This window comes from Ruegeria sp. CI8, assembly GCF_056536865.1.
Genome location: NZ_JBQFQL010000001.1, coordinates 1,634,922 through 1,652,459, shown reverse-complemented (window position 1 = coordinate 1,652,459; position 17,538 = coordinate 1,634,922). Strand labels below are relative to the sequence as shown.

15 protein-coding genes and 1 tRNA gene are annotated in these 17,538 nt (G+C 53.8%); 11 read left to right on the top strand and 5 right to left on the bottom strand.

Annotation, left to right across the window (positions count from 1 at the left end):
• Positions 1-151: 151 nt before the first annotated feature.
• On the bottom strand, positions 152-1,810 hold the full coding sequence (gene ctaD / locus ACR0DA_RS08140; protein WP_170337942.1) for a cytochrome c oxidase subunit I: 1,659 nt from the start codon (positions 1,808-1,810) through the stop codon (positions 152-154).
• A 292-nt stretch (positions 1,811-2,102) separates the two neighbouring features.
• Here ctaD and ACR0DA_RS08135 point away from each other — a divergent pair, with 292 nt between their 5' ends.
• On the top strand, positions 2,103-2,522 hold the full coding sequence (locus ACR0DA_RS08135; RefSeq protein ID WP_480753557.1) for an HIT family protein: 420 nt from the start codon (positions 2,103-2,105) through the stop codon (positions 2,520-2,522).
• On the opposite strand, the gene ACR0DA_RS08130 is transcribed toward ACR0DA_RS08135, so the two are convergent.
• Positions 2,503-2,949 (bottom strand): MerR family transcriptional regulator, encoded by a 447-nt coding sequence (locus tag ACR0DA_RS08130; protein WP_480753556.1) that lies wholly within the window; start codon positions 2,947-2,949, stop codon positions 2,503-2,505. The two genes, ACR0DA_RS08135 and ACR0DA_RS08130, sit on opposite strands and share 20 nt — an antisense overlap.
• A gap of 77 nt (positions 2,950-3,026) precedes the next feature.
• On the opposite strand from ACR0DA_RS08130, the gene ACR0DA_RS08125 reads away from it, so the two are divergent.
• A complete protein-coding gene (locus tag ACR0DA_RS08125; protein ID WP_480753555.1) occupies positions 3,027-3,980 on the top strand; it encodes a cation diffusion facilitator family transporter in 954 nt (317 codons plus the stop codon).
• A gap of 314 nt (positions 3,981-4,294) precedes the next feature.
• Here ACR0DA_RS08125 and lipB read toward each other — a convergent pair whose 3' ends face one another.
• Together lipB and ACR0DA_RS08115 are read right to left on the bottom strand one after the other, a co-directional pair.
• Positions 4,295-4,951 (bottom strand): lipoyl(octanoyl) transferase LipB, encoded by a 657-nt coding sequence (gene lipB, locus ACR0DA_RS08120; RefSeq protein ID WP_093962478.1) that lies wholly within the window; start codon positions 4,949-4,951, stop codon positions 4,295-4,297.
• 39 nt (positions 4,952-4,990) lie between these two features.
• Positions 4,991-5,650 (bottom strand): DsbA family oxidoreductase, encoded by a 660-nt coding sequence (locus tag ACR0DA_RS08115; RefSeq protein ID WP_480753553.1) that lies wholly within the window; start codon positions 5,648-5,650, stop codon positions 4,991-4,993.
• Positions 5,651-5,792: 142 nt separating this feature from the next.
• Here ACR0DA_RS08115 and ACR0DA_RS08110 point away from each other — a divergent pair.
• A tRNA-Leu gene (locus ACR0DA_RS08110) sits at positions 5,793-5,879 on the top strand.
• A gap of 59 nt (positions 5,880-5,938) precedes the next feature.
• Positions 5,939-7,207, top strand: a complete 1,269-nt coding sequence (locus ACR0DA_RS08105) for a tyrosine-type recombinase/integrase (RefSeq protein WP_480753552.1) — start codon at positions 5,939-5,941, stop codon at positions 7,205-7,207.
• A 354-nt stretch (positions 7,208-7,561) separates the two neighbouring features.
• Here the strand turns inward: ACR0DA_RS08105 and ACR0DA_RS08100 are convergent, their stop codons facing one another.
• Entirely contained in the window at positions 7,562-7,933 is a 372-nt protein-coding gene (locus ACR0DA_RS08100) for a hypothetical protein (RefSeq protein WP_480753551.1), read from the bottom strand.
• A 1,930-nt stretch (positions 7,934-9,863) separates the two neighbouring features.
• Between ACR0DA_RS08100 and ACR0DA_RS08095 the strand changes: the two genes are divergently transcribed.
• The 7 genes from ACR0DA_RS08095 (at position 9,864) to ACR0DA_RS08065 (ending at position 17,534) form a co-directional block, all read left to right on the top strand.
• A complete protein-coding gene (locus ACR0DA_RS08095) occupies positions 9,864-11,330 on the top strand; it encodes a peptidoglycan-binding protein (protein WP_480753550.1) in 1,467 nt (488 codons plus the stop codon).
• 34 nt (positions 11,331-11,364) lie between these two features.
• Positions 11,365-12,024, top strand: coding sequence for a C39 family peptidase (locus ACR0DA_RS08090; RefSeq protein ID WP_480753549.1), 660 nt, complete (start codon positions 11,365-11,367; stop codon positions 12,022-12,024).
• A 272-nt stretch (positions 12,025-12,296) separates the two neighbouring features.
• Positions 12,297-13,051 (top strand): IS5 family transposase gene (locus ACR0DA_RS08085; protein ID WP_480753548.1). Its coding sequence is split into 2 segments (ribosomal slippage): positions 12,297-12,632 and positions 12,635-13,051, totalling 753 coding nucleotides; the frame shifts between segments, so codons are not numbered across the junction.
• A 62-nt stretch (positions 13,052-13,113) separates the two neighbouring features.
• Positions 13,114-13,326 carry a hypothetical protein gene (locus ACR0DA_RS08080; RefSeq protein WP_480753546.1) on the top strand — a complete coding sequence of 71 codons (213 nt, stop codon included), beginning with the start codon at positions 13,114-13,116 and terminating at the stop codon, positions 13,324-13,326.
• A gap of 924 nt (positions 13,327-14,250) precedes the next feature.
• Complete coding sequence (locus ACR0DA_RS08075; protein WP_480753545.1) at positions 14,251-15,537, top strand: hypothetical protein; 1,287 nt, start codon at positions 14,251-14,253, stop codon at positions 15,535-15,537.
• A gap of 549 nt (positions 15,538-16,086) precedes the next feature.
• The gene (locus tag ACR0DA_RS08070) at positions 16,087-16,770 is read left to right on the top strand and encodes a hypothetical protein (protein ID WP_480753544.1); all 684 of its coding nucleotides are present in this window, start codon (positions 16,087-16,089) and stop codon (positions 16,768-16,770) included.
• On the top strand, positions 16,770-17,534 hold the full coding sequence (locus tag ACR0DA_RS08065; protein WP_480753542.1) for a hypothetical protein: 765 nt from the start codon (positions 16,770-16,772) through the stop codon (positions 17,532-17,534). The genes ACR0DA_RS08070 and ACR0DA_RS08065 overlap by 1 nt, the downstream gene beginning before the upstream one ends.
• Positions 17,535-17,538: the final 4 nt, after the last annotated feature.

Below are 17,538 nucleotides of genomic sequence, written 5' to 3'. Positions count from 1 at the left end.
ACCTCGGAGATTGGCCGGACATTCGGCGCGCCAAGGATACCCGATTTTCAACGATATTGCGACCGCCCGCGGAATGCGATGGCCGGTAGAGCGCGAACAGAAAAAGAAAAACCCCGCCGTGAAGGCGGGGTTTCCTGCTTTCGGGAAGGGATCAATGCGCGTGGCCCTTGTCCCAGTCTTCCTGCTTGGGCAGCTGCTCGAACGTGTGTTCGGGCGGCGGCGAGGGCAGGGTCCATTCCAGCGTATCCGCGTATTCGTTCCACGGGTTCGGGCGTGTTTCCTTGGCGCCACGGAACAGGGCGTAGAACACGATCCCGAAGAACAGCAGAAACGAAGCGAACGAGACGAACGCACCGATCGAAGACACGAAGTTCCACTGAGCGAAGGCTTCGGGATAGTCGATATACCGGCGCGGCATGCCCTGACGGCCCAGGAAGTGCTGCGGGAAGAAGGTCAGGTTTGCACCGATGAAGAACATCCAGAAGTGCACCTTGCCCCAGAACTCCGAGTACTGCCGGCCCGTCATCTTCGAGAAGTAGAAGTACACGCCTGCAAAGATTGCGAAGACTGCGCCCAGGCTCATCACGTAGTGGAAGTGTGCGACGACATAGTAGGTGTCGTGGTAGGCACGGTCGATACCGGCCTGCGACAGAACCACACCGGTCACACCGCCGACGGTGAACAGGAACAGGAAGCCGAAGGCGAACAGCATCGGCGTCTTGAACTCGATCGAGCCGCCCCACATGGTGGCGATCCACGAGAACACCTTGACCCCCGTCGGAACCGCGATGACCATCGTGGCCAGCATGAAGTAGGCCTGCTGGCGCAGCGACATGCCGACGGTGTACATGTGGTGTGCCCACACGACAAAGCCCAGCGCGCCGATTGCGATGATCGCCCAGACCATCGGCAGATAGCCAAAGATCGGCTTGCGCGAGAAAGTGGCGATCACGTGGCTGATGATGCCGAAGCCTGGCAGGATCACGATGTACACTTCGGGGTGTCCGAAGAACCACAGGATATGCTGGTACAGGATCGGGTCACCGCCACCGGCCGGATCAAAGAAGGTGAAGCCGAAATTGCGGTCCATCAGCAGCATGGTGATCGCGCCCGCCAGAACCGGCAGCGACAGCAGAATCAGCCACGAGGTGACGAAGATCGACCAGCTGAACAGCGGCACCTTGAACAGGGTCATGCCCGGGGCACGCATGTTCAGGAAGGTGGTGATCATGTTGATCGCGCCGAGGATCGAGGAGGCGCCCGATACGTGCACGGCAAAGATCGCCAAGTCCATGGACATGCCGCCTTCGGTCGTCGACAGCGGCGGGTACAGAACCCAGCCCACGCCCGAGCCGGCCTGATCGTTGCCGCCGGGGGCCAGCAGCGACGCGATGCCCAGCGAGGTGCCGGCGACATACAGCCAGAAGGACAGGTTGTTCATCCGCGGGAACGCCATGTCCGGCGCACCGATCTGCAACGGCATGAAATAGTTGCCAAAACCGCCGAACAGGGCGGGAATGACCACAAAGAACATCATCAGGACACCGTGATAGGTGATCATCACGTTCCAAAGGTGTCCGTTGGGCGTGCAGGGGTCGGCCATGAAGCCTTCCAGGCACATGTACTGAACGCCCGGATGCATCAGTTCAAGCCGCATGTAGATGGTCATCGCGACCGAGATGAACCCGGCAAAGGCCGAGAAGATCAGGTAAAGGATCCCGATATCCTTGTGGTTGGTCGACATGAACCACCGGGTAAAGAACCCGCGCTGGTCTTCATGATCGTGACCATGAATGGCTGCGTCTGCCATTTAGGTGCCTCCTGTTGCAAATAGACCGCGCAGCCGGACCTCACCGGCGCGCGGGATTCCTGCTGGTTTTAGAATGCAAGGGGGCGGCCTTCAATGGCCGAGTTTGATCTGGATCAAGAATAATTGTCGCGGGGCAGGAGGACACCCGCGCGATATCGGCCTTGGATGACCGGTATCTGGGGATGATCGGGCGAATTGCAAGGACAGGGGCTGTCCAAGGGCGGAATCACGCCTTGACCCGCTGCGGGCTTGGCCGCAGAACAGCACGCAGCCCCTTTGTCGGAGACCCACCATGACCGCTTATGATCCCGAAAACATCTTTGCCAAGATCCTGCGGGGCGAGATCCCCTCGACCCGCGTCTACGAGGATGAGGACACGCTGGCTTTCATGGATATCATGCCGCGTGCGGACGGGCACCTTCTGGTGATCCCGAAAACGCCTTGCCGCAACGTGCTGGATGCCACACCCGAGCAATTGGCCGCAGTCATGACCACGGTTCAGAAACTGGCGCGTGCGGTCATGCGCGCCTTTGACGCCGAAGGGGTGACCATCCAGCAGTTCAACGAGGCGGCCGGAGGGCAGGAGGTGTTTCACCTGCATTTCCATGTCCTGCCCCGGCACGAGGGCGTCTCTCTGCGCCCGCCCGGCAAAATGGGCGATTTCGACGAGATCGCCGAACACGCCGAGCGCATCAGGGCTGCGCTGGCGTGACAGGTGGGGGCGCCTGATGCGTCCCTGAACAGGCATCGTGATCCCCAAACGCCTGCAAGACTGAGCAGACGTGGTCGTGCTGCCCGTCGCAGGCCGCTGCGATCCGGGCAAGTTCGGTCTCGAGCCGGCGCAGCTTTGCAATCCGATCCTGCAGGTCCGCCAGTTGCCGCTCGGCGATTTCGTGTGCCCGGTTCAGATCGGCGCCTTGGGCGCCTTCCAATGACAGCAGGGCCTCGACATCGGCCAATGGCAGTCCAAGATCGCGCGTGTGTTTGACAAAGTGCAGCCGCTCGAGCGCGGCGCGGTCATAACGCCTTTGGTTGCCGGCGGTCCGTTCCGGCGGTGGCAGCAGGCCCCTTTCTTCGTAAAACCGGATCGTGGCGACTTTGACGCCTGTGCGCCGGGACAAATCCCCGATCGAGAACATTTTCTGCAATCCCCCTTGAACCTCTAGTCACTAGAGGAATTAGGTATGGACCATGACCCAGACAAGGACACGACATCATGGCGCATGATCATTCCCACGCCGGACACAAACACCACGCCCAAATCGACGCCGATGCCGGAGACGCGCGGGTGGCATGGGCCATCGCGGTCAACATGTTTCTGACGCTGGCACAGGTGGTCGGCGGGATCTTTTCGGGGTCGCTGGCGCTCATCGCTGACGCTCTGCACAATTTTTCCGACGCGATTGCACTGATCATCGCGTTCTTTGCCCGCAAGATTGCCCGGCGCCCAGCCGACCCGCGCATGAGCTTCGGATACGGTCGGGCCGAAGTGGTCGCGGCGCTGGTCAACTATACCACACTGATCGTCATCGCCGTGTACCTGATGTACGAAGGTGTGACCCGGTTCTTTCAGCCCGAGCCGATTGACGGCTGGCTTGTGGTCTGGATTGCCATGCTGGCGTTGGTGGTGGATCTGATCACCGCGCTTTTGACCTATAGCATGGCCAAAACCAGCATGAATATCCGCGCGGCTTTTTTGCACAACGTTGCTGATGCGCTGGGATCGGTTGCAGTGATCGTGGCCGGGGTGGCTGTGATCCTGTTCAACTGGACCTGGGTCGACCCGGCCGTCACCATTCTGATTTCGCTGTACATCCTTTGGCATGTCCAAAGCGAAATCGGAGGAACGATCCGTGTTCTCATGCTTGGCCCGCCGCCCGATCTGGACCCCGAGGAGGTCGCCTCGGCCATTGAGGCAACGGACGGCGTGCGCGAGGTTCACCATGTCCACTTGTGGAGCATGCAGGAAAACCAGCCCGCTCTTACCGCGCATCTGGTGGTCGAAGACTGCGCCTGGTCGCAGGCTGAACAGGTGCGCGGTCTGGTGAAACAGGCAATGCGCGACAGTTTTGGGATCGGCCACCTGACGCTTGAGGTGGAAATGGCCGCTCGGTCCTGCCCAAAGACCATGCGGTTCGGCCATGCCGCGGACCAATCAGGCGAAAACTGAGGCCCCATAAACGAGAATTGCCGTTCCGATATGGGGTCGGAACGGCAGACTCGTAACCAAACACTTGATCGATTTTCGCGGGCTGGCCGCGATCACCGGTTAACATACCACTCACTCTTGAACGGTATATTCATGATACCTCAAACTGCGGCTGTTGTGTGGAAGGAAGAAGGAGATTCCCTAAATTTTAAGGCAATTCGCGGCAATCTTCGGAAATTTGCGACCATATTGAGAAACAGAAGAACCCTGCATCGAGGATTGTCGTTCCGCGGGGTCAGATTCTGCGATTCGAGACCATGGTCGATGCGAGGGGGTCAGGCCGCCTCGGGGCCGAAAGCCTCAGTAAAGGTTTTGCGCAGAGCCACATCGACATCGGCCATTGTCACCGGCAATCCCAGATCCACCAACGAAGTCACGCCGAACTCCCGGATGCCGCAGGGAACGATGCCCGAAAAATGCTCCAGGTCCGGTTCCACGTTTATCGAGATGCCGTGGAAGCTGATCCATTTCCGCAAGCGGATGCCGATCGCAGCGATTTTGTCCTCGGCTGGTTCGCCGCTGACGGTCAGCGGCTTGTCCTTACGCGGCACCCACACACCGACACGGCCTTCGCGGATTTCTCCGTGGACGTTGAACTCGGCCAGTGCCGAGATCACCCAGGTTTCCAGCTGTTTGACAAAGCGGCGGACATCATGGCCGCGCTTTCCGACATCCAGCATGACATAGACGACCCGCTGGCCAGGTCCGTGATAGGTGTATTCGCCCCCGCGCTTGCTGGCATAGACCGGGAATCGATCCGGGTCGGTCAGGTCTTGGGGTTTGGCTGATGTTCCGGCCGTATAGAGCGGCGGATGCTCCAAGAACCAGATGCACTCGTCCGCGGTTCCGGCCGCAATCTCGGCCACCCGCGCCTCCATGAAGGCGACGGCGGTGTCATAGTCGGTCAGTCCGTCGGTGATCTTCCATTCCATGCGCGCCTCATAGCCGTCCTGCTGTCCAAGCGAAAGAGGTTAGGCGGCCTCGGCCCGGCATCGCTGCAGGACCTGAGCGTAGGTCTCGGTGCCCTGCGCACCCGTCAGCAGGTACTTGCCGCCAAAAACCATTGCCGGAACTCCGGTGATGCCTCGGCTGGTCCAGAATTGTTGCTTTTGCCTTACCGGGCCTGCATGCGCGCCCGATTCCAATGCCGCGCGGGCGGCGTCTGGGTCGAGGCCGGCGGTCTGAGCGGCATCCAGCAATACCTCAACTTTCGAAACATCCCGCTGATCTGTGAAATAGGCCTTGAACAAGGCCAGCTTCAGAGGGTGTTGCCTGCCTTGCGTTTCGGCCCAGTCCAGAAGTTGATGTGCAGCGAAGGTGTTCACTATGCGGCTGTCGTCATTGAAATTGAACGTGAAACCCAAATCCGCACCCAGCGCGGTCAGCCGGTCTCGGGCTTGCTGGCTCTGCTCGGCGGTCGAGCCGTACTTTTCCATGATGTGCTCTCGGAGGTTCTGGCCTTCCGGACCCATAGTCGGGTTCAGCTCGAACGGGTGCCACCGGAGCTGCGCCAGCACGTTTTCTTGCTCCAGCGCCAGATCAAGCTGGCGAAACCCGACGATGCACCACGGGCATACGACATCGGATACGATGTCGACTTGGATGACGGGGCGGGGATCGGGTGTGGTCATCGGATGCTCCTGCTGCGATGTGGCTTCGGGTTTCATGACCCCACAGATATGGTTGCGGGCCTGGAATTCCAATGCGGTTGCTTTTGCCTCTTCACATCCTTTTGCCAAGCGTCTATACGCCGCCTACCAAGTCACAGGCAGTGCGGCCGTGGCGGAATTGGTAGACGCGCAGCGTTGAGGTCGCTGTGGGGTAACACCCGTGGAAGTTCGAGTCTTCTCGGCCGCACCAAGTACTTGATTTTCAACAGGTTTCTTCGCCGAATGTAACGGTAATTGGAGCCTTTTGAGATGGATGTACGGGTGCCAAAGGGCCTCTTTAAGAGGGGCAAGGGATACGCGATCAGAGTCGCAGTACCCAATGAGTATCAAGCTATTATTGGTAAGAAAGAGATCGTGCGGGGTCTTGGAACGCAGGACTTGGCTGAAGCTCTGGTCAGGCGAAAAGAAGTCTTGCCGGAAATTCTTGCGTCGATTGGTGAGGGTTCAGCGCCTGATCCTGTGTTCAAACAAGTTGCACGACACAACCCGCAAGAAGGAAATACCGTCAGGGACACGGCTCACCGCTGGATGACCGAAGCAGACGGTATCAAAGAGTCCACCAAGGTAAGGTACAGACAGCACCTTGAGGGCTTCAAGGCGTTCGCGGGGAACATTGAGGTTACAGAGATCAACAGGACGTTGGCTCTGGATTTCATGGAGTACCTCAAAAGGACGCCATCTGAACGTACAGGCGAACTTCTCTCTGCCCGGTCTTTGCAGTCCTATCAGTGCTGTCTGGCGTCCTACTGGCGCGTTTTGGATCACTGGGGTTTGGTCGATCCTGAAATGCGCAATCCCTTTTCGTCGCTCTTGAGGCGTGTTGCGGGGCAGAAAAAGAAGGTTGACCCAAGAAAGAAGAACCTGAGGCCGGTGACCAGAGAGGAAGCTGAACGCCTTCTGGCCTACATCGCTGGCAACTCTTCCCTGAAATACCAGTTCGAAATGTTCGTAACCGTGCGTCTACTCTGGGTCACCGGATGCCGACTTAATGAAATCTGTGGGCGTTACCTCTCGGACATTGACGACAAGGGAGGATACATCTGCATCAATATCCCAGAGAGTAAGACTGAGGCGGGGAAGCGGTCGGTTATGATCGTTGGTAGTGATGATTGTGCGTTGCTCAGAGAAGCCATCAAGCAGGCGGCGATAGCTGAACCGTCTTGTCCCGAGAATGAAGGTCGCTTGTTCCCTAGGATCAACCTGGGTGGGTACGACAAACAACCTAGTCACTACCTCGGGAAAGCCTTGGAGAAGGCGAGGAAGAGTTTGGATGGCGACACGTCCAATTGGGACATGCATTCATTCAGGCGAACTGCTGTGTCCGCTCTGGTAAACGCTGGTGTCGCCAGAGAAGCCAGGAACCTAGCGGTTGGTCATTCCAACAAAGACGACATTGGTATTAGCGTCTACGCCAGGAGGGCAGGGTTGGATGATGTGATCCTATCAACCTTCAAGGCGCTTTATGATGAACTTGGCGGAAGCCTTGTGTCACGCTCGGTTCGACTTGAAGCACACTGAAATTAAACCCCAAGAAACCAAACGAGTAGAGAAGGAACCACTTTATGAGAATGCTAGGAACACTTACCCCGACACAGAGTATGCACGAACGGGTTTTGATGCTCTATCTGATGTCACTAGATAAAAAGAACCCCATGCTGGTTGCGCAGTTCGAAGCCGAGTCTTGTTTTGGTTTCGCTCAAAATACGACAGGGAAAGTATCAGAAAGCGATTGGTTATGGCCCTTTGCGCCTTTGAGGAACTATCGGGGGAACCGCATCCAGTAGAAGTGGAGCTAGATTCCCTGCCGGTTTAACGCACGATCTTGCGGCAACATTGGTTGGGGCTAGCAAAGTGGCTGGCCCCTTTTTTGCGTCAAGCGGATCGATTTCCTCTGTTGCCTGAAAGAATAGCTTCTAGTTCGGCAACGAAGTTTTCACCTCTTGGGGTTAATCGAAGCTCACGTTTTCGCCTGTCTTGCTTGTTGATGCTGACGCTGACCAAATTGAACCCTGCATTGGGCATGTCAGTAGTTCCTTCCGCCCAGTAGTTTGTATTTCGACTAGCCGCTGCCGACCCCAATCCAATCCAATTGTGAATATCCGCAGTCGTGACGCCCTGAGGTCGGTCTTGGTGTCTGGCGATATACAATAGCGTGAGAGCGGTGCTCAACTGCATCTTGACGTCATAATCTGCGAAGCGTCGTAGAAACTCGATTCCAGGTTGAATTTCGTTATGCATAAACATCCAATCTTCGTTACAGGAGGGAATATCGTTAGTAGGTTAGGCGTAAGAATGTTAATTAACAATACGTTGTGATTTATTGATTTCCAATTACTCCGATAACGGATAGTAATGGATTCGGTTGACGGGGTGATCTAGCTTCGTTGGCTGGTCACCGTTTGGGGGCCGCGCTCTTTGACAATTGAATATCAGGTCATCACCCTTGACCAGTCGGACGGGATGTATCCGGCGAGAGATTTCTAGGTCTCATGGTGGGGTGGCTAGAAGAGGCTGACGGGTCTTTTTGATAATGCGTGAATGATGATCTCAAAACTCTCCACCTCTGGGTAAACCTGATGGGGGACGTGTGTTTGACCATCGCGGCATGGGGGCTTTCCCATTGCGCCTTGCGACGGGACACACAGAAGCCTGAGGGTCACTTCCAGAAACCGAAACTCAACCACTAGATTTCTTTAGGGCTGCCCCAATCAAGGGGAGGGCGGCGCTATTTCCTTGTGCTGGCGAAAAGAACCCAACCAAAGGCCCTTTTTCGCCGGTTCAGAAAAACCCAAGCGGCAAAATTATTTTTGAGCCGCTCACATGACTAGGGTCAGGACCTATAAACGAGCGACCGCTTCTCTAGACAGCGGACGTTGGCTGAAAACGGGGCAAGGACCACAGTGCGGGACTTTTCCAGCATTGGACCTTCGGGCTCCGCTAACGCAGCATCAGTTTGCGGTCGAAGCGCGAGGGTTGTTGCGGCGCGTCGTGGGTCACCATTTTGGTCATTCGCGGATGTAGAATTCGTCCGAACCTATACCGTTCTTTCGCCGCAGCTTGGTCCGATAACTCAGACGCGGACGAAGTGGGTATTCATCAATGTTGAGCAGTGGAGCGATCTATCCAGTTGTCAAATCGTCACTGTGTCCACTTGAATTTTCCAGTCTGTTTGCCGGTCATATCGTGAAAAGAGCCCTTTCCACCCGGTCTGAACAAATAGACAACGCCAATATCCTTGAAGACGACCTGCAAGCCACTCTTAGTTTTTGTCATAGGATTGTTGACAGGAGAAGTATTGGTGTCTCGCAGACACAAGCCGCTGTTCGAATTGCAAGATACGATGTTTGGACTGTATGGCCCCCCGTTCTGCGAGTGCCAGTCTGAAGTCACAGTAACTCGGGAACCAGCTGCGATATCCTGAGCGAAAGTCGGAGTCACTGAAGTCAAGATGGCCGTTGCTATCCCCGCACAAAACTCTTTCAAAGAGTAACCCTCCACAAAAAATACTAGTAAATTTGCCAGATGGCGGACGCATGTCAAGCGTACGGGGGATGCAGCTAAATCTCCGGCAACATTGGGCTCAACTACCCGGTTTCGCCACTCTTGGCATGAACGGCGGTTGCCAAAATGCGAACGGCGGGGTGCCGGATCAAGCGTTAAAAAAGTCAACAGATTGGCCGTTTTTGCGTACGGCTGGTCGCATAGCGCCGTGGTTGGACTGCGTGCCGCGTTAGCGTTCGGTACTGGAGAGCCCAAAGTGCAAAATTGCAGCTTAGTGCATTAATGCTAGCGAAGTGCAGAAGACCCACTGAGCCTCCCCATCAGAACTTCAACCTACCGTAACTTCGAGACAATCTCTTCGGGCTTCGGTCGCTTGTTTGCCATTCGTAGTCCTTCGTTTCCTAAACATAACGGCGGACCAGTTCAGATGGGGAGGCTCACGTGGCAAAAAAAATATAGTGGAAACTTGCACACACTAAACGGTTGTAGTGTGGTTGTATTTGATCGCGGCACTCGTCTCTGTCGTAGGCCAAAGTAAGGTTCATCGATGCCAGTATTGGATCTAGTCGCGTATACCGTCGAAGGAGATGGCGGATTTGTGTTAAGTCGGGAGCTAGGCGAGGAATTTAGGTTTTCGCATTAGAAAGACTATTTTTAGACAGGAGGTCCAGCCTTGGAGCGTAGGGTTTCAGCCATTCTAGCTGCCGACATGTTTGGCTTTAGTCGCCTAACAGAGCTTGATGAGACAGGGACCATTTCTAGGCAAAAAAGGTACAGGTTAGAAATCGTTGAACCATTCACCAAAAAGCACAATGGGAACTTTATCAAGTTCACTGGAGATGGATGGCTCGCAGAGTTTCCTTCCGTTGTTGAAGCTGTTCAATGTGCTGTACAGATCCAAGAAGAATTGCGAGAACGAGAATCCGATCAAGCGCCGGAACGGAGAATTCGCTATCGGATGGCGATAAACTTAGGTGATGTGATCTTCGATGAAGGTGATGTCTATGGAGATGGCGTCAACATAGCCGCTCGCCTTGAGCCATTAGCAGACCCTGGAGGCTTGATCATCTCAGGGACTGCCTACGATCTGTTAAAAAATCAAGTTGAGGTCTCTTATCGTTCACTAGGTCAAAAACGACTGAAGAATATAGCTAAACCTGTTCGAGCTTACGCTGTTAACTTAGCCACCGACAGCAGTAACCAGCAATACGCAAGCTCAAGGCTGGTAACAGCTAACCATCTTTTTGCCGTGTCTTTCTTCGTTTTTCTGCTAGGTGTTTCTATATTCGTATGGATTACAGGTTCATCTACGAAGCCTTCCAGCATAGACCTACTTTCGCAAGTCGTTTCGAAGGCCCAACAAGAGTTAACGAAATTGGGCTTCTATGACGGCTTAGCTTCAGGCGATATTGACCACAAAACGCGGTCGGCAGTTTTGGAGTTCCAATCGGAAAACGGACTCCCAGAGACTGGAGTACTGACGCCACGAACCATTGAGCGTTTAGGTCTAAAGAACCCTCTGGACGGAAGCCTTTCAATGGCCGAGCTAGTCTCTGAAAAAATTGCCAGGCCAATAAAGCCTGACCACCTAGCTTTGGCGGGGTTTTCCCCACAATTGGTCGAGATTGCGAAGGTCTTTGAGCACTCCAAACTGACTTTCGAAGTCTTTGAAGACAACCTCTATGTCGCGGTTCAAGCTCCAACCCTAAGGTCCTGGAAAGAAATTGCCCAACTCGCTAGCGATCTTAATGGCCACATAGTTTCGATTACCTCCCGCGCCGAGAACCAGTTTGTATTTGAAATGATATCCAAGGATCCAGCGTTCTGGCATCCAGACGGGATCAAGACATCCTGGATTGGCCCCGCGATAGGGTTTCACCAAAAAGTTGGTTACCGTGAACCTGATCAGGGGTGGGTTTGGCAAAGTGGTGAGGAAACTGACTATACAAACTGGTTGCCGAGCCAGCCAAACAACTGGAACAACGAAGAGCACATTGCTGTTTTTATGAACAGTACAGGAGCAATTAGCGAGGATTCCGCACCCAAGGTCTCCGACAGATGGGGCGATTACTGGGGAAATGCAAATGCTTTTGTGTTAGAGTTTGCGAATTTCCAAATGGTGCAAAAACCTTTCAACTAGTTGGATAGAACATTGTTCAGGAGCAAGATGAAAAATGAAACACCGCCCCAAGCTGGCACTTCTCTCCTTAGTTGTGTGTCTCACGTTTGTGTTTCCGGCCGCATCCATTTCTGAAATTGGGTTACGTGAAGGTGTTGTGTCTTCGAAGAAACTGCCATCACCACAAAAAGCGAAGTCTATTGTATTATTGGACGTTCCTCACATGAAGCAAGGACACGACATGTGCGTTCCGACTTCTAGTTCAATGATTTTGGCATATTACGGTGAAAACCATGAGCCACGCAAACTTAAAACCCTTGCGGAAAACCACAAGCCACCAAGCGAAAGAAACAGTTTTACTCTTTGGTCGGACATGGATGTTGCGCTCAAGAGGGTCGGGCATAGGTGGCAGCAAAAGTGGTATAAAAAAACTAGCGCTGGTTTTTCGCAGGGCCTCAGGGACATCCAGCGACACCTTCGAAAAGGCTATCCAGTAATGATAGATGTTGATCTAGAAGGCCCAGAAGGGCACACTTTTGTTGTGATCGGATACGATGATGCGCGTAAAGTTGTTTTTATTCGAGACCCCTTACTCAATAAAAATCAACATCGGATTCTAAGCTACTCAAAGTTAAGAGCTGATTGGCACAACCATAGATATGCAGATCAGTTTGGCGCGTGGAGAGGAGCATACTTTTCAAAGCCAAGGCGGTGATCGAGTAGTAGATATCTCGCACTGAGCCACTCTAACGGCCAGATTCTCCAGAGAGGCAATTTTGCTCGCCTTACGGAATGGTTTCTGCTTAGGGCTGCTAGCGGTCCAAAGAACCCGCAGCGCCCCAGCGGCGCAGCGATGACCGCAAGGGGCTCACTGCCGTCATCTGAAGCCTTTCGTCGGAAGACCGGTTCGGCGTTCTGAGCGGCCATTGCATTGGCCGATTCCATCGGCAACGCCGTCATGATTCAAGGGCGGCAAGAGGATTGTCTATGTTGCACTTGTTCTGGCTCGACCTACAGCACCTGAAACGCGTCCAGCACCTGTTCCCCAAACCGCGTGGGGCGGCGCGTTCCGACGACCGTAAGGTTCTCAGTGGTATTATCCACGTCATTCGCAATGGCCTTCGCTGGCGAGATGCTCCGGCTGAGTATGGGCCGTACAAGGCACTTTACAATCGGTTTGCCGGGTGGTCCCGATTTGGTGTGTTCGCTCGTATCTTCCGGGAACTGGCACAACCGGGACCGGACGGGGAAACCATCATGATCGACAGCACCCTCCTGAAAGCGCACCGAACGGCGGCAAGCCTCTCAAAAGGGGGACTCGCCCGAGGGCCATCGTTCGAACCAAAGGCGGCCTGAACAGCAAGTTGCACACGGTCTGTGACGGCCAGGGAATACTGCTGACGTTCTTCCTGTCAGCCGGGCAAATGAATGACGCCAAAGGTGCGTTGGCTTTGCTGGGCACCTTGCCACCGGCCAAGGTGCTTTTAGGGGACAAGGGGTATGATGCAGACTGGTTCCGGGAGGCGCTGACCTTACGCGGTATCGATGCGTGTATTCCAGCGCGCCGGGGACGAAGGAATCCCGCCGACCGCGACGCCAAGCTATATCACAAACGCCATCGTGTCGAAAACCTGTTTGCCCGGCTGAAAGACTGGCGGCGCATCGCAACCCGTTATGACCGATGCGGTGAACTGTTTCTGTCGGCAATCTACATCGCCGCTACCGTCATCTTTTGGTTATGAGTCCTGACCCTAGCGCCAGCCATTTTATCGAATATGAGGATGTCTTTGGTTCTGGGAAACAGATGCCAAAAGAAATCGAGGGGTTGTTATCAAAGCATGACAAGGAACGCATTGCACAGTACTTCGGTGCAAAGCGATGTAGTAAGTCTCACATCCAGAAGTACTTTTCAGCAGCAGTCGCCGGAGCGAATGAAATCGACTTGGATCCCGAAGGTATCGGTAACTTTGAGAAGCTCGTTTCGGAAATCCAGAAGAGACTTGATTGCCCAACTTAGTGCTCTGTTGGTTGGCGCTTATGATCAGAAAATCATAAGCATGGCTAAAATTACGAAAAATCTGTGAGGGTGTTATCGGTAGGTCCGCGCCGGTCTACCCCCCCCGTACCCCCTACAGCACACTCACAGCCCAACCGACCGTTCACCCAGGTCAACCGACAGCCAACCTTCGATCCACTGTGGGGTAGGGCGCGGGAATAAAGTCGTCATATGGCACAACATACACGCCCGATCATCAGTGCTTCGGGTATCGTTACTCGTAGCAGTCTGTTTACTTTCAGTAGCTTACGGTGATCTGTAAGTGCAGAGTGTACGGGTTTGGGTGATCTGTCGGTTCACGGCACCCAAAGCCAGCCCGGTCATAACACTACTACATCCTGAGGTTTGGTGATGATGCTCTTATTTGGCTGGATGCCCACAGAGCCGCTAGGAGAGTCACTGAGTACATCTATCGATTTCAGGTAGGTTGGGGTGGAAGGGGATCTCTTGGACTCTGAGGGGCCTTCTGTGGGCTCTGAGGGGCAACCAATTAAACCTTCATATGGAGTACTACGCTCTGAGTTTTGTTCGCGTTCTTTCTTTTTTTATGAACGCTACTCAGGTTTCCTCAGGTCCACTCAAAGTCACCGACAGCAAATGAGAGATTGCTATGGTCATCCTCGGGTTCTCCAAGAGTGCCGACCGTTCCTATCACACGAGCCAACAAGACAGCCGTACCATTCGGAAGTGGTACACACCTCAATTTTAGCCATAAAAATAAGGGGTTTTCGGCCCCGTTGTTAATAACACTTCTACAAATTCTGACATTCACGACAAAGGATCATTCCATTGAAACATGACCCAAATTTTGACTTGGGGTCCGCTACCCACGTTCAACCTATAGTTATCAAAGACCGACCCTGTGGCTTCGGCAAGACAACCGAGATGCTCAACTCATTCGAGCATCACAAACAATATTTAGTCGTTGTTCCTCTACTGAGCGAATGCGACCGAGTGATAACCGCGACACAGCAGCGAGGTATCACCTTTGAGCAACCTGAGGCCGAGACCGAAATCGAATTTGATGAGAATGGTGATGAAGTCGTCACCACTAAGAAAATCCACTCACTCAGACGACTACTCTCAGAGGGGCAGAATGTTGTCACTACGCATGCGATGTTCGACACCTTGGCTGAGGTCGCAGACGAAGGCTTGATTGACCCTTGTCACGTCCACATTGATGAAGTTCTTTCGGTCATCGATGCAAACTACAAAGTCGAGGCTAAGGCTTGGGATCGTCTCTTTATCAAGGCTGGCCTTTGTACGGTCGATCCAAAAACCTCTCAAGTGATCCCGACTGTGGCATGGGATGATGAATGCTCTGATCTGACCGAGCATGTGAATTTGAAATACTACAAAGCCGCCAAGGCGGGGCGTCTCTTCAACATTCATGGTGGGTACAATGTGGCGGTCATGCCCGAGAAGCTTCTCAAGGCGGGTAAATCTCTGACGATCTATACCTACAAGGCAGAAGGTTCGATCATGGCAGCGTACCTACAGCGCCTCGGGTTAGACCCAAAGCACGACAGGGGCGCACCCTCAATCGAGCAAGAGTTTGTTCGAGAAGTGCGTGAACTGATCACTGTTAAGAGCGTCCAATCTCTCGGCCACCTGCGGTTCAGCTACACTGATCAGACAGACCGAAAGGAAGGGCAACCCGGTGAATATGACCGACTGGTGCCCAAGGCGCTTTGTTCGATGGCCAGACGTCCACTTAGAGATGTACCGTTGGAGAACATTCTGTTGACCTGCCCGAAGAACAAATGGTTTGCCGGGGGAAAGAGTCCGAAGGTCGGTTCAGATGGTGTCGAAATGGGCAGGTATCAACCTGGCCCATATGCCAAAGGTTCAAGGCTTCAAGGCCGTGGCGGTCGTATCCATTGGTTACCAAACACGACACGGGGAACAAACGACTACAAGAACGCTACCCACCTGATTTACCTCTATAACCAGTACATCAATTCAAACATCCTCAGGTTTCTCGGGGCCGGGTCAGTTAGCCAAGACGATTACGCACTCACTGAATTGATCCAGTGGGTTTGGCGGTCTCAGATCCGGGACAAGAAACCTATCACGCTGTACCTGCCAAGTCGCAGGATGCGTAACCTCTTTCTGAGTTGGTTATGGGAGGACAGCATTCCTACTCATATTCTCGACTCTGTAAATCGGTGAGGCAATTTCTGGCCTCGTCCACACACACCTAAGACATTTAAAAAATTGGAAAATTACCTATGGAGTATGTCTCAAAATACTCGACCATTATCCCTTTACTGGTTGAATACTTCTCGTTGGCGAAAGCCGGTCCCTATCATCCGCTTCAAGTCCGCAATGACCTGAACCTGTCTCAGAACTTTTGGCGCGTCGCAATGAAATCCTTTGTGTACCCCGAGGGTAGCGAGGGACGTAAAGCCTTGGCCTCTGTTGGGGTTGTTGTGATCCCAGAAGCATTACAACGCCTCAGAAGCGGCAAAGTTCGGGTCAACTCGTTATTCCTCAAAGACGGGGCAGGGAGTGGCTAAGCTACCCTTGTCTACCATCCCGGCAGGGAGACGTAGCACGGCTTCACGCGAGGCGCTCAGGCAACGCCGGGTTGCTCAGGAACGAGCCAACAAGGACCAAGAGTGTTCTGTCGTTGGCTGTGAGAACAAACGCTACAACTTGTCCAGTTATTGCCGGGGTCACTACCAACGAAATCGACGCTACGGCCACCCAACAGGACGCTTGCCCACTCAAGGTGAACTCAGGTCCATCGAAGGTGCGATCAAAGTTTGGCTTGAAGATGACTATCTCTCCACCTACTTTGCCAAGCGTTCCTTCAAGTCCTCTTGGGGTTCAGCCCAGCGTACCATCACGCACAACCCTGCCTTCGCTCTACCGTTCTTTCGGCTAGAGGGAGACATGGGGTACACCCAAAAGGCTAAAGCCTGGGTAATCCTCTCCAACTACGTCCATCGAGAAAAGAACTCGCTCTCTGATGCGATGGTTCGGTATATGGCTTGTCGTCTCTGGTCGGAGTTCCTTTGGCAAATGCCTGACGGTAAGCGAGGGGCAGTCAAAACTCGGAACTTCTTTGTCAACACATGGGCAGGGAAGTTCGTGCTGGCCAACTCTGGGTTCACCAAGACCAGAACGGAAGAGAAGATCATCCGTTTGGAGATGCCTTGGTATGTTTCTGATGATCCTATCCAGAACCAACCCCGACCTATCACAGAACAGGTGACCACCAACGTCACACTCAACCCATTCAAGGCTGGACCCATAGTCCGAGCCATTGGAAAGGAACTCCATGCCGCTGTCGATCATGCGATGGGCAAGGCTTGGAAGTCCGACACTCGCCTTCTTGAGAAGGCCTACGTGGCCCTTGGCCTACCAAAAGACAATTCTACAAACGAAAGAAATACTTAATGACACTCAACACTGACAACGCAGCTGCGCCCAGCTCAAACCTGATGAACACCAATGACCTTACAACCTCTGCGCGGGACGTTACTGCAGAGAACCGAGCAAAAGGCCACTTCAACGAAGTTTCGACTTTCATCCCGGATAGCGAGTTCAACAACAACCTCAACGTAGTAATCCGGGATGGTTCTCGGGTCCACTCGGGTGGAGAGCTTCGACCCAACGACCTTGTGATGGTGAATGGGATGACGATGGAATACGAGACCGCTCAAGCGATTGGTGCGATCTTGGATGGAGAAGTCTCCGCCCCACAAGATGAATTCTATCGGGACGCTGAGAACGCCCCGCAACCGCAGCCAACAGATAATCGACCTGCAGAGGCGGTACTGCTCAGCGATCGCTTCGAGCTTGCTTTTGGTGAGAACGGCGAACACGCCTTGAATTTGATCGGTCAGGATATCGTAGAAAACGGAGACCTTAGCGAAGCAGGGTTCGCTTTCTTGAATGAGAAGATGGGCGTCTCAGAAGCGCGATACCACGAAGCCTATTCTGAGATGCAGGAAGTCGGCGGACGTGTGATGAGCCAATACCTAGAAGTTGGTGATGGCCTCGGAGGGGAACGTTTAGGTTTCCTTGTCGATCTTGCAGAGACCGGTACACGCGAGCAACAGGAGATTGTTCGAAACGTCTGGTTCAAAGCGGCGACTGGTAAATTGACTCGTGAAGCTGCAATCGAAGCCTTTGATCATCTTTGGGCACCCTATGCGTAAGCCG